This is a genomic window from Streptomyces sp. NPDC045678 (assembly GCF_056432085.1).
On sequence record NZ_JBWKJS010000003.1, the window covers coordinates 64,875 to 86,361 of the forward strand.

At 73.3% G+C, this 21,487-nt stretch carries 17 protein-coding genes, 1 tRNA gene and 1 other RNA gene; 10 read left to right on the top strand and 9 right to left on the bottom strand.

Annotation, left to right across the window (positions count from 1 at the left end):
* Positions 1-428: 428 nt before the first annotated feature.
* The 4 genes from AC07DO_RS11175 to ffs form a co-directional block, all read right to left on the bottom strand.
* Positions 429-2,945 carry a hypothetical protein gene (locus AC07DO_RS11175; protein ID WP_479058688.1) on the bottom strand — a complete coding sequence of 839 codons (2,517 nt, stop codon included), beginning with the start codon at positions 2,943-2,945 and terminating at the stop codon, positions 429-431.
* A 325-nt stretch (positions 2,946-3,270) separates the two neighbouring features.
* Positions 3,271-4,548 carry a phosphoribosylamine--glycine ligase gene (purD, locus tag AC07DO_RS11180; protein WP_479058690.1) on the bottom strand — a complete coding sequence of 426 codons (1,278 nt, stop codon included), beginning with the start codon at positions 4,546-4,548 and terminating at the stop codon, positions 3,271-3,273.
* Positions 4,549-4,661: 113 nt separating this feature from the next.
* A complete protein-coding gene (locus AC07DO_RS11185; RefSeq protein ID WP_479058692.1) occupies positions 4,662-6,908 on the bottom strand; it encodes a DNA polymerase III subunit gamma and tau in 2,247 nt (748 codons plus the stop codon).
* Between the two features lie 45 nt (positions 6,909-6,953).
* Positions 6,954-7,052: signal recognition particle sRNA small type (gene ffs, locus AC07DO_RS11190), an RNA gene on the bottom strand.
* A gap of 120 nt (positions 7,053-7,172) precedes the next feature.
* Between ffs and AC07DO_RS11195 the strand changes: the two genes are divergently transcribed.
* The 5 genes from AC07DO_RS11195 (at position 7,173) to AC07DO_RS11215 (ending at position 10,176) form a co-directional block, all read left to right on the top strand.
* Positions 7,173-7,257: transfer RNA gene (locus AC07DO_RS11195), tRNA-Ser, on the top strand.
* 238 nt (positions 7,258-7,495) lie between these two features.
* Entirely contained in the window at positions 7,496-8,254 is a 759-nt protein-coding gene (locus AC07DO_RS11200) for a hypothetical protein (protein ID WP_479058694.1), read from the top strand.
* 246 nt (positions 8,255-8,500) lie between these two features.
* Positions 8,501-9,406, top strand: coding sequence for a phosphorothioated DNA-binding restriction endonuclease (locus tag AC07DO_RS11205; protein ID WP_479058696.1), 906 nt, complete (start codon positions 8,501-8,503; stop codon positions 9,404-9,406).
* A gap of 66 nt (positions 9,407-9,472) precedes the next feature.
* Entirely contained in the window at positions 9,473-9,754 is a 282-nt protein-coding gene (locus AC07DO_RS11210; RefSeq protein WP_479058698.1) for a ribbon-helix-helix domain-containing protein, read from the top strand.
* Positions 9,751-10,176, top strand: a complete 426-nt coding sequence (locus AC07DO_RS11215) for a hypothetical protein (RefSeq protein ID WP_479058700.1) — start codon at positions 9,751-9,753, stop codon at positions 10,174-10,176. Before AC07DO_RS11210 ends, AC07DO_RS11215 begins: the two co-directional genes overlap by 4 nt.
* Positions 10,177-10,373: 197 nt before the next feature.
* On the opposite strand, the gene AC07DO_RS11220 is transcribed toward AC07DO_RS11215, so the two are convergent.
* A complete protein-coding gene (locus AC07DO_RS11220; protein ID WP_479058701.1) occupies positions 10,374-10,748 on the bottom strand; it encodes an STAS domain-containing protein in 375 nt (124 codons plus the stop codon).
* Positions 10,749-11,101: 353 nt separating this feature from the next.
* Here AC07DO_RS11220 and AC07DO_RS11225 point away from each other — a divergent pair, with 353 nt between their 5' ends.
* Complete coding sequence (locus AC07DO_RS11225; protein ID WP_479058703.1) at positions 11,102-12,826, top strand: SulP family inorganic anion transporter; 1,725 nt, start codon at positions 11,102-11,104, stop codon at positions 12,824-12,826.
* A 22-nt stretch (positions 12,827-12,848) separates the two neighbouring features.
* Here the strand turns inward: AC07DO_RS11225 and AC07DO_RS11230 are convergent, their stop codons facing one another.
* Positions 12,849-13,226, bottom strand: coding sequence for an SHOCT domain-containing protein (locus tag AC07DO_RS11230; RefSeq protein ID WP_479058705.1), 378 nt, complete (start codon positions 13,224-13,226; stop codon positions 12,849-12,851).
* Positions 13,227-13,364: 138 nt separating this feature from the next.
* Between AC07DO_RS11230 and AC07DO_RS11235 the strand changes: the two genes are divergently transcribed.
* A complete protein-coding gene (locus AC07DO_RS11235) occupies positions 13,365-14,195 on the top strand; it encodes a YhjD/YihY/BrkB family envelope integrity protein (RefSeq protein ID WP_479058707.1) in 831 nt (276 codons plus the stop codon).
* A gap of 191 nt (positions 14,196-14,386) precedes the next feature.
* On the opposite strand, the gene AC07DO_RS11240 is transcribed toward AC07DO_RS11235, so the two are convergent.
* Complete coding sequence (locus AC07DO_RS11240; RefSeq protein ID WP_479058708.1) at positions 14,387-15,793, bottom strand: DUF2252 domain-containing protein; 1,407 nt, start codon at positions 15,791-15,793, stop codon at positions 14,387-14,389.
* Between the two features lie 168 nt (positions 15,794-15,961).
* Here AC07DO_RS11240 and AC07DO_RS11245 point away from each other — a divergent pair, with 168 nt between their 5' ends.
* A complete protein-coding gene (locus tag AC07DO_RS11245) occupies positions 15,962-17,275 on the top strand; it encodes a diacylglycerol/lipid kinase family protein (RefSeq protein ID WP_479058709.1) in 1,314 nt (437 codons plus the stop codon).
* An 8-nt stretch (positions 17,276-17,283) separates the two neighbouring features.
* On the opposite strand, the gene AC07DO_RS11250 is transcribed toward AC07DO_RS11245, so the two are convergent.
* The gene (locus AC07DO_RS11250) at positions 17,284-17,802 is read right to left on the bottom strand and encodes a DUF7144 family membrane protein (RefSeq protein WP_479058711.1); all 519 of its coding nucleotides are present in this window, start codon (positions 17,800-17,802) and stop codon (positions 17,284-17,286) included.
* Between the two features lie 178 nt (positions 17,803-17,980).
* Between AC07DO_RS11250 and AC07DO_RS11255 the strand changes: the two genes are divergently transcribed.
* Together AC07DO_RS11255 and AC07DO_RS11260 are read left to right on the top strand one after the other, a co-directional pair.
* Entirely contained in the window at positions 17,981-18,262 is a 282-nt protein-coding gene (locus AC07DO_RS11255; RefSeq protein WP_479058712.1) for a hypothetical protein, read from the top strand.
* 77 nt (positions 18,263-18,339) lie between these two features.
* Entirely contained in the window at positions 18,340-19,110 is a 771-nt protein-coding gene (locus AC07DO_RS11260) for a helix-turn-helix transcriptional regulator (protein ID WP_479058713.1), read from the top strand.
* 44 nt (positions 19,111-19,154) lie between these two features.
* Here the strand turns inward: AC07DO_RS11260 and AC07DO_RS11265 are convergent, their stop codons facing one another.
* Positions 19,155-21,467, bottom strand: a complete 2,313-nt coding sequence (locus AC07DO_RS11265) for a winged helix-turn-helix domain-containing protein (RefSeq protein ID WP_479058715.1) — start codon at positions 21,465-21,467, stop codon at positions 19,155-19,157.
* Positions 21,468-21,487 lie beyond the last annotated feature (20 nt).

A 21,487-nucleotide genomic window follows, 5' to 3' on the forward strand; every position in this document is an offset into this window, starting at 1 on the left:
TTACGCACGCGCCCCGTCACCGTTCGTCGCGAATTGATATGAACGGAGCGTGATGCTCCGCGAGGCGCGGGGTGGGAGGTGGGGTGGGGGGTGGGATCGGGTGGAGGCGGGGTGGCGGGTGAGGGGGTGGGAGGTGGTGGTGAGGGGGTGGGAGGTGGTGTGAGTGGGTGGGGCGGGTCGGGATGGGGTCTGGTGGGGCGTGCGGGGGCGGGGCGAGTGGGGCCTGGCGGGGCGTGCGGAGGCGGGGCGGGGCGAGTGGGGCCTGGCGGGGCGTGCGGAGGCGGGGCGGGGCGAGTGGGGCCTGGCGGGGCGTGCGGAGGCGGGGCGGGATGGGGCCTGGCGGGGCGTGTGGGGGCGGGTCGGGTGGGGCCTGGCGGGGCGTGCGGAGGCGCGTCGGGTGGGGCCTGGCGGGGCGGGGATGCGGGTGGTCAGACCAGGCGGACCGGTTTCTCGGGGCGGATTCCCAGGCGGGTGAGCCATGCCCGCAGCGGGGACGGGTCGCCGTCCTCGACGAGGCTCATGACGCGCGGCGTGAGATCCGCCGCGCGCTCGCCGCCGACCAGCAGGGCGGGGCCGTCGAGCCAGTCGAGGCCGGGGGCGGCACCCGCGGTGTCGATGGCCGCGCAGCACACCATCGCCGTGACGTGGTCGACGAGCAGCTCACGGCCCGTGCGGGGCGGCTGCAGCGGGAAGAGCGGCAGCGCGCCGTCGTCCCAGAGTGCTTCGTCCGGGCCCTGCCCCGTAGGAGCGGGACGCGGGGGCGCCGCGGCTTCCTCGCGGGCGATCTCGGCGGTGAGCCCCGCGGCAAGCATGCCACCACGGCTCCCCTCGTCGGCCTCGGCCCCCTCGTCCACCTCGGGAAAGAGCGAGGCGGCACGCTCGGGGGCGTCCAGGGCGTCGGTGGCGTCGGTGGACGCGCGGTTGGCGTCGGGGGAGGCGGGGTCCGCGTCGGCGTCGGCGTCGGCGTCGGCGTCGGCGGGGACGGTGGCGTCCGGGGCGTCCGGCTGCGGGAAGGGCACGGCTTCCGGGTGGGGCGGGGCGCCGGAGGCCTCCGGCTCGGCGGGGACGGTGGCGTCCGGGGCGTCCGACTGCGGGAAGGGCACGGCTTCCTGGTGGGGCGGGGCGCCGGCGGCCTCCGGCTCGGCGGGGGCGGTGGCGTCCGGGGCGTCCGGCTGCGGGGATGGGGCGGCTTCCCCGTGGGGCGGGGCGCCGGCGGCCTCCGGCTCGGCGGGGACGGTGGCGTCCGGGGCGTCCGGCTGCGGGGATGGGGCGGCCTCCCGGTGGGGCGGGGCGGCGGGGGTCTCCGGCTCGGCGGGGACGGTGGCGTCCGGGGCGTCCGGGGCGTCCGGGTGCGGGAACGGCGTGGCTTCCCGGTGGGGCGGGGTGGCCGCGGTCGGGTGTGCGAAGGGAGCGGCTTCCGTGTCCGGGTGCGCGAGCGCGGGGGCTTCCGGGTGGGGCTCGGCCGGTGCGCCCGGCCGGCGGAGCGCGGGGGCGTCCGGGTGGGAGCGCGCGGTCGTGCTCGGCTGCGGGCAGGGGGCGGCATCCGGGTGGTGGAGGGTGGTGTCGTCCGGCTGCGTGCAGGGGGACGCAGACGAGCGTTGCTCACTCTCCGTAACGCTTGGCGGAGGCGTCGTCAGGTGGGTCAGGACTCGGTCGAGGGTGGGGCCCTTGGGGGCCGAGGTGGTCCGGTCGGCGGCACCGTCGACCTCCAGCGCGTCCAGGACCCGGTGCAGCCGCGCCGCGTCCATGCGCCATTTCCGGTCGACGACCTCGTCCGGGTACTCCTGCCAGGCCACCGGCGCCCAGTCCGGCCCCGACTCCGCGGGACCCCCGTGGAAGAGCCGCGCGGCGAGCAGCGACGCCGCCTCGTCCACCGAACCCGGCTCCTCCAGGAGGTCGCAGGCGGGACGCTCGCCGAGCCGCGAGGCGAAGCCCTCCGCCAGGCGGTCCCTGCGCGACAGCTCCGTCAGCGCGGAGACCACACCCGCGTCGAGCCGCGAGGGCCAGCGGCCCATGCGCCAGGCGGGCAGGGCGACCCGGGTGAGGAGGCGGTCCCAGCCCGCGTACGCGAGGCCGACCTGCTCCTGGGCGACGATCCGCACGCCGTAGTCCACGGTCTGGGCCCGCTCCGCCGCGGCCGCGGCGACACCGCGCTCCATCTCGGCGGCATGGACCCGGCAGTGCCGCAGCAGGAGCCGGGCGACCCGCCCGACACCGCCGAGCGCCACACGGGCCAGCGGGCCGCGCCCCGGCGCCGAGGCGACCGCGACCGCCGCGTCGAGCCCGCGCACGAAGCGCCGGGCGGCCGCTATGTCGGGGTGCGCCGACGGGCCCGTACCCGCCACGACGGGCGCGAGCACCGCGCGGAGCTCGCCGACGCGCATCCACCACAGGAACGGGGAGCCGATGACGAGGACGGGGGCGACGGGGCCGGCGGCCTCCCCGGTGCCCGGCGCGTTCCGGACTTCCGACGTCCGCGCCCGGTCCCGCCGCGCCCGCGCCCGGTCCCGGCCCCGGCTCGCTGGAGGCCCGTGCGCCGGATGCGTGCGGTCCTCCAGCCAGCTGTCGCAGTCCGGGGTGAGCGCTATCGCCGAGGGAGCGGGCACGTCGAGACGGTCGGCGAGGTCCCGCACCATGCGGTACAGATCAGGGGCCGACTCCTCGGCGATCGGCACGGTCGGACTGAGGGCGGGCCGCGCCCGCGCGACGACCAGGCCGACCGCTCCCGCGGCGAGCAGAACGAGCAGCGCGACGACGGTCACGGTCCAGCTCGCGACGTACCAACTCCCGCCGCCGGCATGCCCCGTGGCCCCCGCCGCGAACAGCACGACGGCGACGGCCGCGGGCAGCAGGGCGACGGCCAGCGCCCTGCTGCGCAGACGCAACACGGCGAGGGCCCGGGAGCGCGCGGCCTGCGCGCCCACCTCCACACCCGTACCTGACACGACCGATGGCACCCCCTGCTGCCTACTGTTCGGCCGCCGGCCGGAGCCGACGGCGCACATCAACGGCGTTGGTCTTGCTCACTCCCCCACTGTGGCACCCGCCGCCGACATCGCAATGCCGGTGGTCTGTTTGGCTCTGGGCGCCTTGAACGCTTTCGCCGCACCCTAGTTGGGGTACCGGTCGTCGTCAGCCGGATGGGCCACCGGTCACTCGATGGAATGGCTTTGGCTAAAGCTGGATGCCGAAAGGGCCCCGGATCCAGTGTCAGATCCGGGGCCCCGGGGGTTCGGGGGTGGCCGAAAGTTCACGCGGAAGCGGCGTGCGTCACGCCTCCGCGGCCGCCTCCGCAGCGGCCTCCGTGGCGGCCTTCGCCGCGATGTCGGTGCGGTGTTGGGACCCGTCGAGACGGATACGGGACAGCGCGGCGTACGCACGCTCGCGCGCCTCGGTGAGGCCCGCGCCGGTCGCCGTCACGGACAGCACGCGGCCGCCCGCGCTGACGACGGCGTCGCCGTCGCGCTTCGTTCCGGCGTGCAGGACGTACGCATCCGGGGCATCCTGCGCCGCGACCTCGTCCAGGCCCTCGATGGGGTCACCCGTACGCGGCGTGCCCGGGTAGTTGTACGAGGCGACGACCACGGTCACCGCGGCGTCGTCGCTCCAGCGCAGCGGGGGCAGGTCGGCGAGATTGCCGGTCGCCGCGGCCATCAGGAGCCCGGCGAGCGGGGTCCGGAGGCGGGCGAGGACGACCTGGGTCTCGGGGTCGCCGAAGCGGGCGTTGAACTCGATGACGCGCACGCCGCGGCTCGTGATCGCCAGGCCCGCGTACAGCAGCCCCGCGAACGGGGTGCCGCGGCGGCGCAGCTCGTCCACGGTCGGCTGGAGCACGCTCTGCATGACCTCGTCGACCAGCTTCGGGTCGGCCCACGGGAGGGGCGAGTACGCGCCCATGCCGCCCGTGTTCGGGCCCTCGTCGCCGTCGAGCGCGCGCTTGAAGTCCTGGGCGGGCTGGAGCGGGACGACCGTCTCGCCGTCGGTGACCGCGAAGAGGGAGACCTCGGGGCCGTCGAGGAACTCCTCGATGACGACGCGGTCGCAGGCGAGGGCGTGGGCGCGGGCCACGTCGACGTCGTCCGTGACGACGACTCCCTTGCCGGCGGCGAGCCCGTCGTCCTTCACGACGTACGGCGCTCCGAAGGCGTCGAGTGCCTCGTCGATCTCGGCGGGGGTGGTGCAGACGTAGGACCGGGCCGTCGGGACGCTCGCGCCCGCCATGACGTCCTTGGCGAACGCCTTGGAGCCCTCCAGCTGAGCGGCCTCCTTGGAGGGGCCGAAGCAGGGGATGCCCGCGGCGCGTACGGCGTCGGCGACGCCCGCGACGAGGGGGGCCTCCGGGCCCACGATGACGAGCCCCGCGCCCAGCCGCCGGGCGAGGCCGGCCACGGCGGCGCCGTCGAGGGCGTCGACGGCGTGCAGCTCGGCCACTTCCGCGATGCCGGCGTTGCCGGGGGCGCAGTGCAGCTCGGAGACGTCGGGGTCGAGGGACAGAGAGCGGCACAGGGCGTGTTCGCGGGCACCACTGCCGATGACGAGGACCTTCACGGGGTCAGCGTAGCCCGCGCGGCTCCGCCCCTTCGTACGGGCCGCCCACTGGACGCCCTTCCCCCTCCTGTACGTTCCTCCAGCCCCGCGGTGGGCGAGTGGCGGGCCGGGGGTTATTCGTTCGGGTATTCGTCGACCACCGTCGCGCCCAGCTCGCGCATGATCAGGTCGTGGCCCGACAGGGCCGACTCGACCAGGTCCGGGTCGTCGTCCTCGGGGATGTCGTCCTCGGGGGAGATGTGCTTCGGCGCCGGGGCGGCCGGCGCGGGGGCCGGGGTGGGCTCCGGGGCCGGTGCAGGCGGGGAGTACGAGGCCGGGGCGGCGGCCGCGGGCGGGGACGGCTGCTGCGGGGGCGCGGCGGGACGCGGAGCCTGCGGGGCGCCGCCGCCGAAGTTCCCGGCCGCCGGCGGAGGCGCAGAGCCGCCGGACGGGTCGACGATCGCCTCGACCTTCCACTGCACGCCGAACTGCTCGGACAGCGCCTGCCGCAGCACGTCCTCGCTGCCGCTGCTCGCGAAGTTGTCCCGCGCGCCCGCGTTGACGAAGCCGATCTGCAGGGTCGTCCCGTCGAACCCGGCGACCTGGGCGTTCTGGCTGAGCAGGATCCACGTGAAACGGCGGCGGTTCTTCACCGCCTCCAGGATGTTCGGCCACAGGGAGCGAGGATCGGGGCCGCCCGCGGGTGCCGCCGCCATCGGGGCGGCCGACTGCGGCTGGGAGGCGGCAGCCGGAGCGGCGGTCTGAGGGGCCGGAGCCGGAGCGGAGGCGGGGCCACCGCTGCCCGCGGACGCCGCCGTCGGCCAGCCGCCCGGGCGGGGCGCGGACGACGCCTGGGCGGGAGCCGAGGCCGCGGGCCAGCCACCGGGCCGACGCTCACCCGGCGAGTCGCCGGCGGGAGGCGGCGTCGAGGGAGCGACAGAGGGCGGCGGAGCGCTCGCCTGGGCGGCCGGAGCCGGGGCAGGCGCAGAAGCAGGAGACGCGGCCGGGGCCGAGGTCGGCGTCGGTGTCGGCGTCGGCTCAGGCGTCCCGCCAGATCCCCGCACCGCCGCCCGCGCAGCCGCAGGCCCCCCGCCAGGAGGCACCGGCGGGCCCTGCGGGACGGGCGGCACGGCCATGCCGGGCTGCTGCACGCCCGCGTGGGCCTCGGGCCCGGGAACGTACCCCATCGCGGGGCCGGGGCCCTGTCCGCCGGGCACGAAGTTTCCGCCGCGTTCCAGGCGCTCGAGGCGGGCCATGACGGAGCGCTCGTCGTCGTAGGCCGCGGGGAGCAGCACGCGGGCGCAGATGAGCTCCAGCTGGAGGCGCGGGGACGTGGCACCGCGCATCTCCGTGAGACCTTCGTTCACGAGGTCGGCCGCGCGGCTGAGCTCGGCGCCGCCGAAGACGCCGGCCTGCGCCTGCATCCGCTCGACGACGTCGGCGGGGGCGTCGATGAGCCCCTTCTCCGCGGCGTCGGGCACGGCGGCGAGGATCACGAGGTCCCGCAGCCGCTCCAGGAGGTCGGCGACGAAGCGGCGCGGGTCGTTGCCGCCCTCGATGACGCGGTCCACGACCTCGAAGGCCGCGGCGCCGTCCCCGGAGGCGAAGGCCTCGATGACGGAGTCGAGCAGCGAGCCGTCCGTGTATCCGAGGAGAGACGTCGCCATGGCATACGTCACACCGTCCTCGCGCGCACTGGCGAGGAGCTGGTCCATGACGGACATGGAGTCACGCACTGATCCGGCACCGGCCCGCACGACCAGCGGGAACACCCCGTCCTCGACGGCCATGTCCTCGCGGCCGCAGACCTCGGCGAGGTAGTCGCGGAGGGTGCCGGGAGGCACGAGCCGGAAGGGGTAGTGGTGGGTGCGCGACCGGATCGTGCCGATGACCTTCTCGGGCTCGGTCGTCGCGAAGATGAACTTGAGGTGCTCCGGGGGCTCCTCGACCACCTTCAGGAGGGCGTTGAAGCCCGCCGAGGTGACCATGTGGGCCTCGTCGATGATGTAGATCTTGTACCGGCTCGACGCGGGGCCGAAGAACGCCTTCTCGCGCAGGTCACGGGCGTCGTCGACGCCTCCGTGCGACGCGGCGTCGATCTCGATGACATCGATCGAGCCCGGCCCGTTCCTCGCCAGGTCGCGGCAGGACTGGCACTCGCCGCAGGGCGTGGGAGTGGGACCTTGCTCACAGTTGAGACAGCGGGCAAGGATGCGCGCGCTGGTCGTCTTGCCGCAGCCGCGCGGGCCACTGAACAGGTAGGCATGGTTGACCCGGTTGTTCCGCAGCGCCTGCTGCAGCGGGTCGGTCACATGCTCCTGCCCGATGACCTCGGCGAACGACTCCGGGCGATAGCGGCGGTACAAGGCGAGAGACGACACGCATACGAGGTTATAGGCGACCACTGACAACCTGGACCGCCCCGAACGCAAAGCGCCCCCCACGCACCCGCCAGAGCCGACCTACCCTTGCTGCCTTCCGGCCCTGGGGGAGTTCAGTCAGATAGCGCCACGTGAGGGGCTGGCCCCCACAGTAGCGGATCCCGGGGCGCGGAAGCGACGCCGGGAGGAACCGTTCCGCCCTCGGGTCCCCCTCGAGTGGATCGTGTTCGCGAGCACTCCCCAACGTCTTGTATTGTTTGCGGCGGAGGATTCGCCTAGTGGCCTAGGGCGCACGCTTGGAAAGCGTGTTGGGGGCAACCCCTCACGAGTTCGAATCTCGTATCCTCCGCAGGCAGAAGGCCCGGACCGAGCAATCGGTCCGGGCCTTCGTCTTTCCCCGTAGGGAGGACTCGCCGTCATCGCCGGGCACCGCCAAGAAGCAGCGACTGACCGCCCTGCTGACACACCACAGTGATCCGGAGCGAATGGCCGCAGTCGTCGCTTCGGCACCGGCGGCCACCCGGCAACTGCTTGAGCGGCGAGCCCGTCACCAGGGTGAACAGCCGGAGACACAAGCGGAGTTCATCATGCTCGGGGCCTCGTCGGCAGACCCCGAGCCGGGTGCGCGCTGGGCGCTGGAGCGGGGGTTGCTGGTTCAGGGCCAGCACTACGGGTACGGGCCCGCGCGTATGCCGGCCGAGGTGGCGCTCGCGCTGCGCGGGGCCGACTGGCGCGCCCCGTTCGACCCCGTCCCGCCCGCGATGCGGCTGGTGTCCGTGACCTTGGCGGAGGCGGACCGGGGGGCGGCGTCCGCAGCCATGGCGTTCGTCGGCCATGCCGCCTCGGTTCTGGGGGCGTGCGCCGCGTCTCCGCCGACCCGGTTGAAGTCCGGTGGGATGGGAGCACGTGAGCTGTCCCGGATCGGCAAGGCGGCGCGGTGCGACGACATCGTCGTACGCCTCGTCCTGGAGACCGCGTACGCCGCCGGACTACTGGCCCGGGACGGCGACCAGGTCGCGGCGACAGAAGGCTGCGACGCCTGGGCGGAGCGAGAGCCGGCGGAGCAGCTCACCGTGCTCTTCCAGCCGTGGCGGACGCTGCCGCTCACCCCGGCCCGGACCCGGGACGAGGACGGCAAGGCGCTGCCCGCACCCGCCGGGGCATCACCCTGCAGCGGCTGCGTGTGGGCCCGGGACGGTGCCTCCGGCGACCATCGGCCTCAGCGCCCTGGCCGCCGGGCTACGGGCCGCCTCCCCGACGCCCCCGGCTCCCGACCCGTTCGGCACCCGGGTCCCTCTGCGGCACGGACACCGAGGAGATCGTCGCCGGGTACGCGAAGAACCTGACGTACAGCGATGTCCGCCGGCTCGCTCACGCCGTCGACACCGGCACGGCCAGCACGGTCGAGTACGTCGCCGCCTCGGGCAACCGGACCATACGCACCCTCAGCGAGCTCGATCTCGACCCGCCCCACCTGTATGCCTGGTGCCATCTGCGCGACGAAGGGGTCTTCACTCTCTCCCGCATCCACGGCGTCATGCCCGGGTAGCCCGGCCCAACGCTGCGACGAGCCTCCACTACGATCGCCGATCGTGGACTGGGTCGAGCGCACCGCGCAGCTGAGGCAGTGGACGAGGAGCGGGACGCGCGCACCGCACAAGCCGCTCCTGTTCCTGTACGCACTCAGCCGGTTTCGACAAGACGCCGACGGCGAGCTGCGGTACAGCGCGGTGGAGCAGGATCTGCGGCGGCTGCTCGACGAGTACGGGCCCGGTAACCGGACGACGCCCGCCTATCCCTTCCATCACCTGGTGAGTGACGGGGTGTGGGAGGTGCGCACCGAGCGCGGGCCGGGGAGCCCCGGGACCGGGGTCAGGGAACTGCGGGCGTCCGGCGCCGCGGGGCGGCTGACGCCTCAACTGCGGGCGGCACTGCGGCGGGAGCCGTCCCTGCTCGGCCGGATGACACGGGTACTGCTCGACCTGAACTTCCCGCCCTCCCTCCACGGCGAGCTGTGCGAGGCCGTCGGTCTGGAGTTGGAGGAGGCCGAAACCGGACAGCTCTCGGCCGCGCGCAGACAGCGGGACCGGCGGATGCGGGAGATGGTCCTGACCGCGTACGAGTACCAGTGCGCCTTCTGCGGGTACGACGGCAGGATCGGCACAGTGCCAGTCGGCCTTGAGGCCGCCCATGTGCGCTGGTGGGCATTTGACGGACCGGACGACGTCGACAACGGGCTGTGCCTGTGCTCGCTGCACCACAAGCTCTTCGACAAGGGTGTGCTCGGTATCGGTGAGGGCCCTGGCGAGGGCCACCGCATCCTGGTCTCACAAGGCTTCGTCGGGCGCAGCACCGCTGCCCGCGAGCACGTCATCATGCTCGCCGGCCGTCCGGTCATCGGTCCCCAGCCGGGCGTCCGCCCCATCGCCGCCACCCACCGCTCCTGGCACACCAGCCAGGTCTTCCACGGCCGCCCACGCCCTGCCACGACCCCCTGACCGCCGATCTGACGGTCGCCTCAATGCACTGGTAAGCAACGTGATACCAAGAGTATGGTCTCTTGTATGGCGACGACCAAGAAGGTCACGGTGACGATCCCCGAGGATCTCCTGGACGAGATCCGTGCGGAAGCGGCGGAGCGGGGCCTATCGGCATACGTTGCCGAAGCGCTGCGCTTCAAGCGCGACCGGGACCGGCTGCGGGAACTGTCCGACTGGCTGCAGGAGGAACACGGGCCCCTCACCGAGGCGGAGCACACCACAACGTTCGAGGAACTGGCGGAGCTCGATGCCGAACACGAGCGCCGCCGCGCCACCGGAGCACGTGGCGCCGGAGAGGCCGCGTGACGAAACGGGCCGGTGAGCGCGGGCAGCGACCACTGCGCGTCTTCGTACTCGACTGCGAAGCCCTGTCCCTGGCCGTGCGCGGCGACCGGAGGATGATCGCGTGGCTCGACCTCGCGGCCCGGGGCGAAGCCGAGGTGGTGACGTCCCCCATGACGCTGGTCGAGGCGTACGACGGCAGAACCACCGAACAGCGTTGGGACTGGGTGCTCTCCCGGCTCAAGGTCGCCGGCATCGGAAAGGACGAGGCGCGCCAAGCCCGCCGCCTGCTGGCGGATACCAAGCTGCATGGGCACAAGTACGCGATCGACGCGGTACTCGCCGTCATCGCACGCCAGCAGGAGGGGCAGGTCACCGTCTTCACCTCGGACGTGGACGACCTGGAGAAGCTGGTCCCGGGCGCGATCGTCGTCAAGAAGGTCTGACCCGGCGCTCTGGTCTCGATTCTGGTCTCATTCACCCGCGTCCAGCGTCGTTCACCACCCGGACGAAGACGTGGAAAGCATGTTGGGGGCAACCCCTCACGAGTTCGAATCTCGTATCCTCCGCCGGCAGAAGGCCCGGACCGTTTCGACGGTTCGGGCCTTCGGCGTTTCCGGTGTTTCCGGTGTCCGTTTCCGTTTCAGCCCGCGGCCCGTAACCGTTCGCGCAGTGCGGCCTCCATCGTGGGGGCCGGGCGGAGGCGGGCGGTGAGGTGGAGGATGCGGAGCATGCGCAGGATGAGGGGGTGGGGGCAGACCAGGAGCAGGTCGCCGCTGCGCTCCTCCAGGCGGGTGCGGGCGCGGCAGAGCAGGGCCAGGCCGGAGCAGTCCAGGAACGTGGTCGGCGTGAGGTCGATGACGAGCAGCGTTTCGTGCGGCGTCGTCGCCTCGTCGAGGAGCGGCAGGATCGTCAGGGCCGCCGCGATGTCTATCTCGCCGTGGAACTCCATGACGGTGTGGCCGGGGGTCCGGTGGACGAGCAGAAGCCCGTCGGGGAGCGGAACGCCGTGGTTCATGGCGGCATCCTCACTGCGAACGGCCCACCTCCAGACGGCCGGGATGGGCGGGTGGGACGAGGAGCCACCGGGGGCCTGGGTGACGACGTGCGGGGTGGGGCGGGAGCAAGGGTTTTCATTAGGTGATATGCCCCCGTCAAGGCGTTGTCCAACCTGCCGCCTTGACAAACTTTGCGCTCCAAGTCGGAGCGTGTGCCGTTGAGTTGGTATGGGCCTTAGGTGGCTCGAACATGCTGTCGGGGGTGTGTGTCGTGCCGGGGCGTCGCCCCGGGGCGACCACCCCTGTGGGGTGATTCCGGCTCCTCGCCGTCTCGTCCAACCTGGGCGGGATCGCGGAGGCGGGGAGGGCGTTCATGGGGGCCAGTGGGCGGCGGGACCGTGTCGGGCGGCTTGTGTCGTTGCTGCGTGCCGTGCCCGGGGCCCGCGCGGTCAGGACGTACCGCCGGGAGTGGCTGACGAAGGACATCGTGGCGGGGGTCGTGCTGACCACGCTGCTCGTGCCGCAGGGCATGGCGTACGCCGAGCTCGCCGGGCTGCCGGCCATCACCGGTCTCTACACGTCCATCCTGTGTCTGCTCGGCTACGCCGTGTGCGGGCCCTCGCGGATCCTGGTCCTCGGGCCGGACTCCTCGCTCGGACCGATGATCGCGGCGACGGTGCTGCCGCTGGTCGCCGCCGACGGTGATCCCGACCGTGCCGTCGCCCTGGCCTCGATGCTGTCGCTCCTGGTCGCGGGCATCATGATCCTCGCGTCGACGGCCCGCCTCGGTTACGTCGCCGAGCTGATCTCCAAGCCCACGATGATCGGCTACATGAACGGCCTCGCCGTGACCATCCTGGTCGGTCAGCTGCCCAAGCTCCTCGGGTTCAAGGTGGACGCCGACGGGCTGATCGACGAGTGCGTGGCCGTGGCGGAAGGGCTCGCGGACGGGAAGGCGGTCGGGGCGGCCGTCGCCGTCGGGTGCGGCGGGATCGTGCTGATCCTGGCGCTTCAGCGGTGGCTGCCCCGGGTGCCTGGCGTTCTCGTCATGGTGGTGGCGGCGATCGGTGCCGTGGTCGTGTTCGGCCTCGAAGGGCGGGGGGTCGCGCTCGTCGGCGTGCTGCCCGAGGGCTTTCCGCCGCTGACCGTTCCGGACGTCGGTCTCGACGATGTCGGTCCGCTGCTGGCGGGGGCCCTCAGTATCGCCGTCGTCTCGCTCGCCGACACCATCTCCAACGCCTCGGCGTTCGCCTCCCGCACCGGGCAGGAGGTGCGCGGCAACCAGGAGATGGCGGGCGTGGGCGCGGCGAACCTGGCCGCGGGGCTCTTCCAGGGCTTTCCGGTCAGTACGAGCGGGTCGCGCACGGCGGTGGCGGAGCGCGCCGGGGCGCGTACCCAGCTGACCGGCGTGGTCGGCGCGGCGTTGATCGTGCTCATGCTCGTGCTGGCGCCGGGTCTCTTCCGGAACCTTCCGCAGCCCGCGCTCGCGGCCGTCGTCATCACCGCGTCGCTCTCCCTGGCCGACGTCCCCGGCACGGTGCGGCTGTGGCGGCAGCGCAGGATCGAATTCCTGCTGTGCCTCGCGGCGTTCCTCGGGGTCGCCCTCGCGGGGGTGCTCGAAGGGATCGCGGTGGCCGTGGGGCTCTCCGTGCTGAATGTCTTCCGGCGGGTCTGGTGGCCGTACGAGACCGTTCTCGGGCGGGTCGAGGGGCTCCCGGGCTATCACGACATCCACTCGTACCCCGCCGCCGAGCGGATTCCGGGGCTCGTCATCTACCGCTTCGACGCTCCCCTGATCTTCGCCAACGCCAAGACCTTCCGCGACGAGGTGACACGGCTCTCGCGGTCGGATCCTGCGCCCGGCTGGATCGTGATCGCGGCCGAGCCCATGACCGACGTCGACACCACCGCCGCCGACGTCCTGGAAGCGCTCGACGAGTCCCTCAACGCCCGTGGAGTGCATCTCGTCTTCGCGGAGCTGAAGGACCCGGTACGGCGCAAGATCGAGCAGTACGAGCTCACGCGGACGATCGACGAGGAGCACATCTTCCCCACGGTGGAGGCCGCCGTCGCCGCGTTCCTGAGTCGTACGGAGTGAGGGTGGCGGGCAGGACCGCCCGCTACATCGGCAGCGCGTGGTGCTTCGCGCGGGCGTACTCCGCCTCCGTCAGCGCGCCCGAACGGTGCAGTTCCGCCAGCCTCTCCAGCTCCCCCGCACTGGCGACCGACGACGCCCCCTCGGGGTGGTTGCCGAAGGCGGACATGCGGGTGGCCACGTTGCGGTTGCTCATCCCGGAACCCTGGGAGATGACGTAGAGGAGTACGCCGAGCAGGGGCAGGACGAACACGAGCAGCAGCCACAGGGCCTTGCGCACGCCGCTGAGACCGTCGTTGCGGAAGATGTCCACCACGATGTGGATCACGATGGCGAACCAGATGACCCATAAGAAGAACATGAGCATGGTGAGGAAGACGTCAAACATCGGGTAGTCGTCCACGGCAGCCCTCCCGTTGGTCCGGTGGGCACCCAGCTTCGGGGGCGCCGCCCGGGGGCGTATCACCCTTGCGGGGCGAACCCTCGTACGGCGAAGCGCGCGACAGTGGTCCCGGCGTCACTGCTGCGAGGGGGCACCGTCATGCTGACCGCCACGCGCGCCCGGCCGCTGGCGGCCCGTGTCGTCCGGCAGCTCGTGGGCGTGAACATCCTGGATCTCGCGACGCGGCTCGCCGCGCAGGCGTTCCTCGCCGCGCTGCCGATGCTCATCGCGGTCGCCTCGTTCTGCCCGCCCGGCTGGCGGCACGAGCTGCGCAGGTCGCTGCGGTCCCTGTTCGGCTCGGGCGGGACCGAGAGGGCGATGCTCGACCAGGTGTACGCGGGCGACCCGCAGGCGATGAACAGCTGGGGCGCGGCGAGCGTGCTGGTCGCGCTGCTGTCCGCCACCGCCTTCTCCCGGGCCCTGCAACGGCTCTGCGAACGCTGCTGGCACCTGTCGCCCTCCGGCGTGCGGATCCTGCTGTGGCGCTGGGCGCTGTGGCTCTTCGTCTGGCTGACCGGCCTGTTCTTCCAGGGCCTGCTGCACGACGGGTTCGGCGCGGGTCCGATCCTGGGGATACCGCTCCAGGCCGTCGGCGCGATCCTGATGTGGTGGTGGACGCAGCACCTGCTGCTCGCGGGGCGCGTGGCGTGGCGGCCCCTGCTGCCGGGGGCGCTGCTGGTGGGTGCGGGGGTGGTCGTGTACTCCCGGGTCGCCGCCGTGTGGCTGCCGGGGGCGTTGCAGCGCAGTGTGGAGCGGTACGGGCCGCTCGGCTCGGTCTTCACGCTCCTGTCCTGGCTGATCGTCTTCTTCACGGTCGTCTCGGTCGGCATCGCGCTGGGTCAGGTGTTCGCGCAGGAGGAGCGGGTGCGGCGCGTGCTGCGCATCGCCGCGGTGCCGGCGGCGGGCGGCGGCGCGTCGACGACGCGGTGACCTCAGCGGACATGGATCACGTGGGCGGCGCGCTGATCTCACGGACATGGGTCACGTCGGCGGCGCGATGATCTCGCGGACACCGATCACGACGGCGGCGCGATGATCTCGCGGACACCGATCACGACGGCGGCGCGATGATCTCGCGGACACCGATCACGTCGACGGCGCCGTGACGTCGCGGACACGGGTTACGTCGACGACGCCGCCGTGACCCGGCCGGCGCGTGTCGCTTCGCACAGGGCGTGGTGGTCGCGCTCGTTCCGGTCGGCGTAGCGCTCGGCGAACTCCGCGAGCGCGCGGTCGAACCGGTCGGAGCCGCCCAGGTACGCGGCGATGGCGATGCGGTCCCCGGAGCGGGCGTGCGCGCGTGCCAGGGTCGCCCCGGCCAGCCGCCCGAACAGCCGCATGACCTTCGGAGACATGCTCTCGGCCTTGGGGATGGCCTTCCAGTCGTGCAACTGCCGTACGTAGAAGTCCCGTTCGCGGCCGTCGAGGCCGGACACGCGCTCCCAGCCCAGGAACATGTCGCTGGTGGCCTGCATCAGACGCTGGCCCGACACGACGCGCTCCCCCTCGTTCGCGTAGGCGCTGGCCTCGCAGTACGGGGCCAGTGACGACTCCTCGGCCTCCTTGGCCTGGAGGAACAGGGGGTCGCCGGTGTCCCGCCCGAGGAGCAGCAGCACCCAGCAGCGGGTCCCCACGCTGCCGACGCCGACCACCTTGCGCGCCATGTCGACCACCCGGTACTGCGCGAGGAGCGCGCGCCGGTCGGACGACAGCGTCAGGACGTAGTGGCCGATGAGCTCCCTCAACTGCTTCTCCAGATCGGAGCGTTCGACTTCCGGGAGGAGGTCGGAGAGCGGGGTCACGAGCGGGGCGTCGGGGGCGATCCGCAGGTCGTCCCCGACCTGGTGGACGAGCCTCTCCAGGGACTGCAGGTGGTCGCGGCCCCTGGCCTTGCTGAGGGTGCGCGACAGGCGGCGCTGCGCGCGGGGGCGCAGTTCCCCGGCGAGCCCCTCGTACAGGTCGTCGGCGTCGACGCGGGAGTACCACACGTCGAGGTTGCGCATCCCGGCGAAGCCGCGCATGGCCTCCCGGTAGGAGCCCACCGTCTCCCGGACCACGCGGGACCGCTCCGGCGTACCGAAACCATTGGCGCGGCCCGCGATCGCGAGGCTGGCCGCCAGCCGCTTGACGTCCCACTCCCACGGCCCGGGCAGCGTCTCGTCGAAGTCGTTGACGTCGAACATGAGATGGCGCTCCGGGGACGCGAGGAGCCGGAAGTTGAGCATGTGCGCGTCCCCGCACAGCTGGGTGGTGATACCGGTCGACGCCGTCGTCGCCAGGTCCATCGCCATCAGCGCGGCGGCGCCCCGGTAGAAGCGGAACGGCGATTCGAGCATCCGCCCGTACCTGATCGGCACCAGCTCGGGCAGCCGGCGCGACGACTGGCGTTCCAGCACCTCGACCGGGTCGGTGCGGCCCGGTGCGGGGGCGAACTCGGCGTGGGCGGAGCGCGGCACCTTCGTGCGGGCCGCCCTGCCGCGGGCGGCGCGCTCCTGCGGAGTGGGATGTACGTGCCGGCCCTCGGTCATGGCCTGCCCCTCTCTGATCTCGAACGGTCTCGGACGCTCTCGGACGGTCTCGGACGGTCTCGGATGCCTCTCCTGCGCGTACGGGGCGAGCCTGCCGATGTCCGGCACGGGGCCGAACCACCTGCCGGGGGTGAGGTGGGGCCGGTCCGCGCCCTGCACCGTGTCGCCATGAATGCGACGACGACGCAGCGCCGTTGGCTGGCGCGGGCGTCCCTGGCATCGATCCTCGCCGCCGTGCTGACCCTCGGCGTGTTCGCCGGCGCGCGGACCGTCGGGCTGCTGGCCGTCGGCCTCGTCGGCCTGGTGCTCGTGGCCGCCGGGCTCTGGTGGAGTCTGGCCAGGCAGGGCACCCTGCGGGTCCTGGCCGTCGTACTGACCCTCGGGGCGCCCGTGTGGGTCCTCGTCGCGTACACCCGCGCCCACCTGACCTGGGTCGCCGTCCTGACGGTCGCCCTGTGGCTGGTGGCGGTCGCCACGGGCCGCGCGGCGCTCGTACGGGACGAGGAGGCGGCCCCGATGCCCGAACATCCGGCTCCGCGCGTGCGCCACCCCGTGCTGATCATGAACCCGCGGTCGGGCGGCGGGAAGGTCCGCCGCTTCGAGCTGCGGGAACGCGCGCAGAGCCTGGGCGCCGAGGTGCAGCTCCTGGAGTGGCGCGACGGGAGCGAGGGGAGCGACGTCACGGACATGGCCCGCAAGGCGGCCGCCGAGGGCGCCGATCTGCTCGGGGTCGCGGGCGGCGACGGGACGCAGGCGCAGGTCGCCGAGGTCGCCGCCGCGCTGGACCTGCCCTTCCTGGTGATTCCCGCGGGCACCCGCAACCACTTCGCCCTCGACCTGGGGCTCGACAGGGACGACCCGTCGAAGGCACTCGACGCGCTGCGGGACGGCGTGGAGCTCCACGTCGACCTCGGCAGCGCGAACGGCCTCCCCTTCGTCAACAACGTCTCGTTCGGCGCGTACGCCGAGGTCGTGGCGAGCCCCGCGTACCGGGACGACAAGACGCGTACGGCGCTGCGGCTGCTGCCCGACATGCTGGCCGGCCATCAGGGACCGCGGCTCTCCGCGCGCGCCGGTCACGTGGACTTCCCCGAGCCGCAGGCGCTGCTCGTCAGCAACAACCCCTACGGCACGGGGGACATCGCGGGGCTCGGCCGCCGGGCCCGGATGGACGGCGGGGAACTGGGCTGCGTCGGCGTCAGGGTCACCGGCGCCGCCCAGGCCGCCGGGCTGCTGCGCGGACGGCGTGCCGCCGGTCTCGTACGCACGAACGCGGCCCGCGTGGTCGTCGACGCCGACCAGGACCGGATCCAGGTCGGGGTCGACGGCGAGTCCGTGTCCCTGCGGGTGCCCGTGCACTGCGAGGTGCGGCCGCGGGCCCTGCGGGTGCTGGTGCCGCGCCACCGTCCCGGCGTGCGCAGGGCGCGGCCGATGCTGGACTGGCGGCACATCGGGCGGCTCGCGGTGGGGCGGGCGCGCTGACGACGGCGTCACGGCGCGGTGTCGTCCACGCCGTCAACGCCGTCCACGCCGTCCACGCCGTCCCTGTCATCCACGTCGTTCACGCCCAGGAGCTTGTGGGACACGGGCCGCGCGTACCGGACCAGGGACCAGATCACCAGGACGTCCAGCGCGATCATGACGACGCACCACACCGGGTAGTACGGGACGAAGAAGTAGCACTCCAGCGCGCTCATCCCCGCGACCGTCACCCCTACGGCACGCGCCCACAGGTAGCCGCTGAGGAGGGTGAGCGCGGCGGCGAGGACGATCATGCCGACGGTCAGGTGGAGCCAGCCCCAGGCCGTGACGTCGAGTGCGTACGGGTAGTCGTCCGGCCGCACGAAGAACCGGTCGTCGATGATCGCGGCGAATCCGGCGATCGCGTGGTAGCTGCCGACGATCGTCAGGACGCACACGGAGAACACCACGGTGGCGACCGCGAGCGTGCCGGCCTCGGACTTCCGCGGACCGGCCGCGGGCTCCTGCGGCCTGGCGTGTTCGGCCATGACTGCTCCTTTCGCCTTGGTCGGAGCTGGAGCGTGGTCCGGCCCGCTCCGGAACGGTTCACCCCTGGCAGGCGAGATGCGGTGGCGGGCCGGAACACAGTCACCTCGCCGGGGTGAGGCCCCGCGGCTCAGGGCCGGAAGAATGGCCGCACGGGCAGGTACCGCAGGAGGTGATGCCATGGGCACCGATCGGCCGGGCGCGGGTGCGGGGCGGTCCGAACCGCTCCCCGAGGACGGCAGGTTCGAGATCCGGGTGCGCGGCACACTCGGTGAGGGGCTCCGGTCCGCCTTCACCGAACTCACGGTCACGCTGCGTCCCGCGGAGACCGTCATGTACGGGGGTGGCATCGACCAGAGCGCGCTGTACGGGATTCTCGACCGGATCCAGGCGCTGGGGCTCGAACTCCTGGAGGTGCGTGGCCTGCCCCCGGCGTCGAGGGCCGAAAAGCCTTCCGGTTAGGCCGCACGGGCCCTTCCCGAAGCCGCGGGGAACGGCCACGTTGGGTATGTGCTGCCGACCGACAGGAAGGTGAGGACATGCCCGCGGTGACGGCGTATCCCATTCCGACGGCGCACGACGGCCGGGCGCAGACGGCACGGCCGTCGGCGCCGGGCCGCGGGGCGGGTCATCGCAGGGCCGGTCTCCGCAGGGCCCTGCGCGCGTCGGGTCACGCCACGGACCGCACGGACGCGTTGGAGGCCGCCTGTCACGTGTGGCTGGCCGGAGTGCTCGTGGAGATCGCGGGGAAGGCGGGGGACGCGCGCACGGCGAAGCTGCTGGCGGACGAGGCGTCGGCGACGCTGGCGGCGCTCTCCGCCGACCCGGCAGGGAGGCCAGCCCTCGCCGCCGGTCCGGCAGGGGAGACGGCACTCGCCGCAACCCCGGCAGGAGAAAGGGCCCGCACCGCCAGCCCGGCAGGGGAAAGCGCACTCACCGCCGACCCAGCAGAGGAAAAAGCCCACACCCCCGGCCCGGCAGAGGAGACGGCAATCTCCGCAGCCCCGGCAGGGGGAAAGGCCCGCACCACCAACCCGGCAGAGAAGACAGCGCTCACCGCCGACCCAGCAGGGAGGACAGCACGCACCGCAACCCCAGCAGGGGAAACGGCCCGCACCCCGCCCCTCACCCGCCGTGAACTCGTCGTGCTGCACGCGCTTCAGGAGAACGTGCCGCTGCGCGGGATCGCCGGCAGCCTGCACGTCTCCCACAACACGGTCCGCAGCCAGACCCGCTCCGTGTACCGCAAACTCGGCGTGAGCTCCCGCTCGCAGGCGCTGCACCGCGCCCGCGAGCTGGCACTCCTCTGATCCGTACGTCGGCCGACCCGCACGTCGGCCGACCCGCGGCGGCGTCACAGCAGCTGGAGCTCCCGTGCCCGGCGTACCGCCGCCGACCTGCGGGACACGGAAAGCTTGCGGTAGACGCTCTTCAGGTGGGTCTTCACCGTGTTGACCGAGAGGAACAGGTCCTCCGCGATCTCCTCGGTGGTCATCATCTGCGACAGGCGCCCCAGCACGTCCTCCTCCCTGGCGGTGAGCCGCTCGACCGCGACGTCGGCCGTGCCGTGCCCGTCGCCCGGGACGGGGCGGTGGGACCGGGCGCAGGGCGTGTCGAGCGAGGCCGCGCAGGCCCGCACCAGGGGCTGCCGCAGCGTCGGCGGCAGCCACGGTCCCGCGGTGTCGAGGAGCGTCTCGGGTGCCGCGGGCAGGCCCTGCTCGGCGACGTTGACCAGCCGGCCGACCAGGGACGCGACGCCCGCGGTGAACGGGTCGGGCAGCGCGTGCAGGGCGGCGCCGACGTGCCCCAACTCGGAGCGTACGAGCGTCGGTTCGCCGCGGGCGAGGGCGACCCAGGCCCGTACGACGAGCAGCGTCGCGTTGGAGCTGTCCCGCGCGGTCCAGGTGGGCAGCGGAGGACGGGTCGCGAGCGTGGCGAACTCGCCGGCCGCCCGGAACCGGCCGCGGACCGCTTCGAGCAGGGAGAGCTCGACCAGGCAGCCCCGGCGCAGGGCACCGTTCTCGGTGGCTCCCGCCGCCTTGAGCCCGCTCGTGAGCAGGGGCTCGGCCGCCTTCAGGTCTCCCCCACGCAACTCCGCGCGGCCCAGCACGAACAGCGTCAGTGCTCTGATCTCCGGCCGCTCGTCCAGCGCGTGCGCGGGCAGCCGTGCGCACAGGGCCCTGGCCTCGGCGGCCGCGGCCCGCGCGGCGGCGAGGTCCCTGGAGTGCTCCGCCGCCATCCGGATCACCGTGTGCGTCAGGCGGCACCTGAGCATCCGGTCGGTCTCCGTGTCCGGCAGCCCGTCGGTCAGCCGGGCCGCCTCCGCCAGCGCCTCCGCGACCGCGTGGGGGTCCGTGTACTGCACGGCGGCGGCGACGAGCACGGGTTCGGGGTCCTCCGTCAACCCCTCCGTGGGGGGCCACTGTTCCGGGATGTCGGGCAGCCGCGTCGCCGTGAGGCCCAGAAGCTGTCCGATCCCGAGCTGTTCGACGACCAGACGCCCGGCGTAGCGCGCGTCGTCCGCCGCGAGGGCGTGGCCGACCGCCGCCGCGAGGCACCCGTGCTCCGCCAGCCAGGCGGCGGCCCGCCGGTGCACACCGGCGACACTGCCCGGCAACTCGTGCTGGAGCCGGAGCTGGAGCACGTCGGCGAACATCCGGTGGCAGCGGAACCAGCCCTGCCCCAGCGGCTGCAGGAAGGAGTTCTGCCGTACGAGAGTGGCGAAGTACCGCCCCGCCTCCTCGCCCGCGACCTCCGTGGCCAGCTCCGCGTTGACGTGCTCCAGGACGCTCGTGGTCAGCAGCAGCCGGCGCATCTCGGGTGACTGCACGTCGAGCACCTCCTCGACCAGGTACGTCACGATCGCCTCGTCGTCACCGGCGAACCGGGCGATGAACCGGTCCGGGTGGAGCTGCCCCTGCATCGACATGGCGGCGAGCCGGATCCCCGCCGCCCAGCCCGCGGTACGCCGCCGCAGCGCCCTGACCACGTGGCGCGCCACGTCCAGACCGTGCTGGGAGAGCAGCGAAGCGGTCTCCGAGTCGGTGAACGCCAGGTCGGCGGTGCGCAGTTCGGTGAGTTCGCGGGAGAGCCGGTAGCGGTGCAGGTGCAGCGGCGGGTCCCGGCGCGAGAGCACGACCAGGCGCAGCATGGACGAGGTGTGCCGCAGGAGGCTGACGACGCCTTCGGCGACCGGTGAGCCCGGCTCGGGCTGGAAGTCGTCGAGCACCAGCACGACCGGTGAGCCGCGCAGCGCGAGCCGCGTGGAGAGCCGTGCGACGAGCAGTTCGTTGACGGGCACGTCGTCGAACGCGGGAAGGTCCACGCCCGCGCCGCTCAGCGCGGTGAGGATGCGTGGCCAGAAGACGTCCGGGCGCTCCTCGCGCCCCTCGCACCGCACACAGGCCACCGGGCCGGGGGCCCGGCCGGTGTGCAGCCACTCCGTGGCGAGTGCGGACTTGCCCGCTCCCACCGGCCCCACGACCACGGTCAGCGGCCCGAGCACGCCACGCGAGAGCCGTTCGGCGAGCCGCGGGCGCGGGACAAGCCACCCGGGCAGCTCGGGAACGACGGTACGGGGTTCGGGCACGGCCGTGCGGGGTTCGGGCACGGGCGCTTCGGGTGTGAAGACGGTCTCGACAGGCGGCCTCCCCAGGTGTTCGTCCATCGACGGCACCTCCCTCTCGG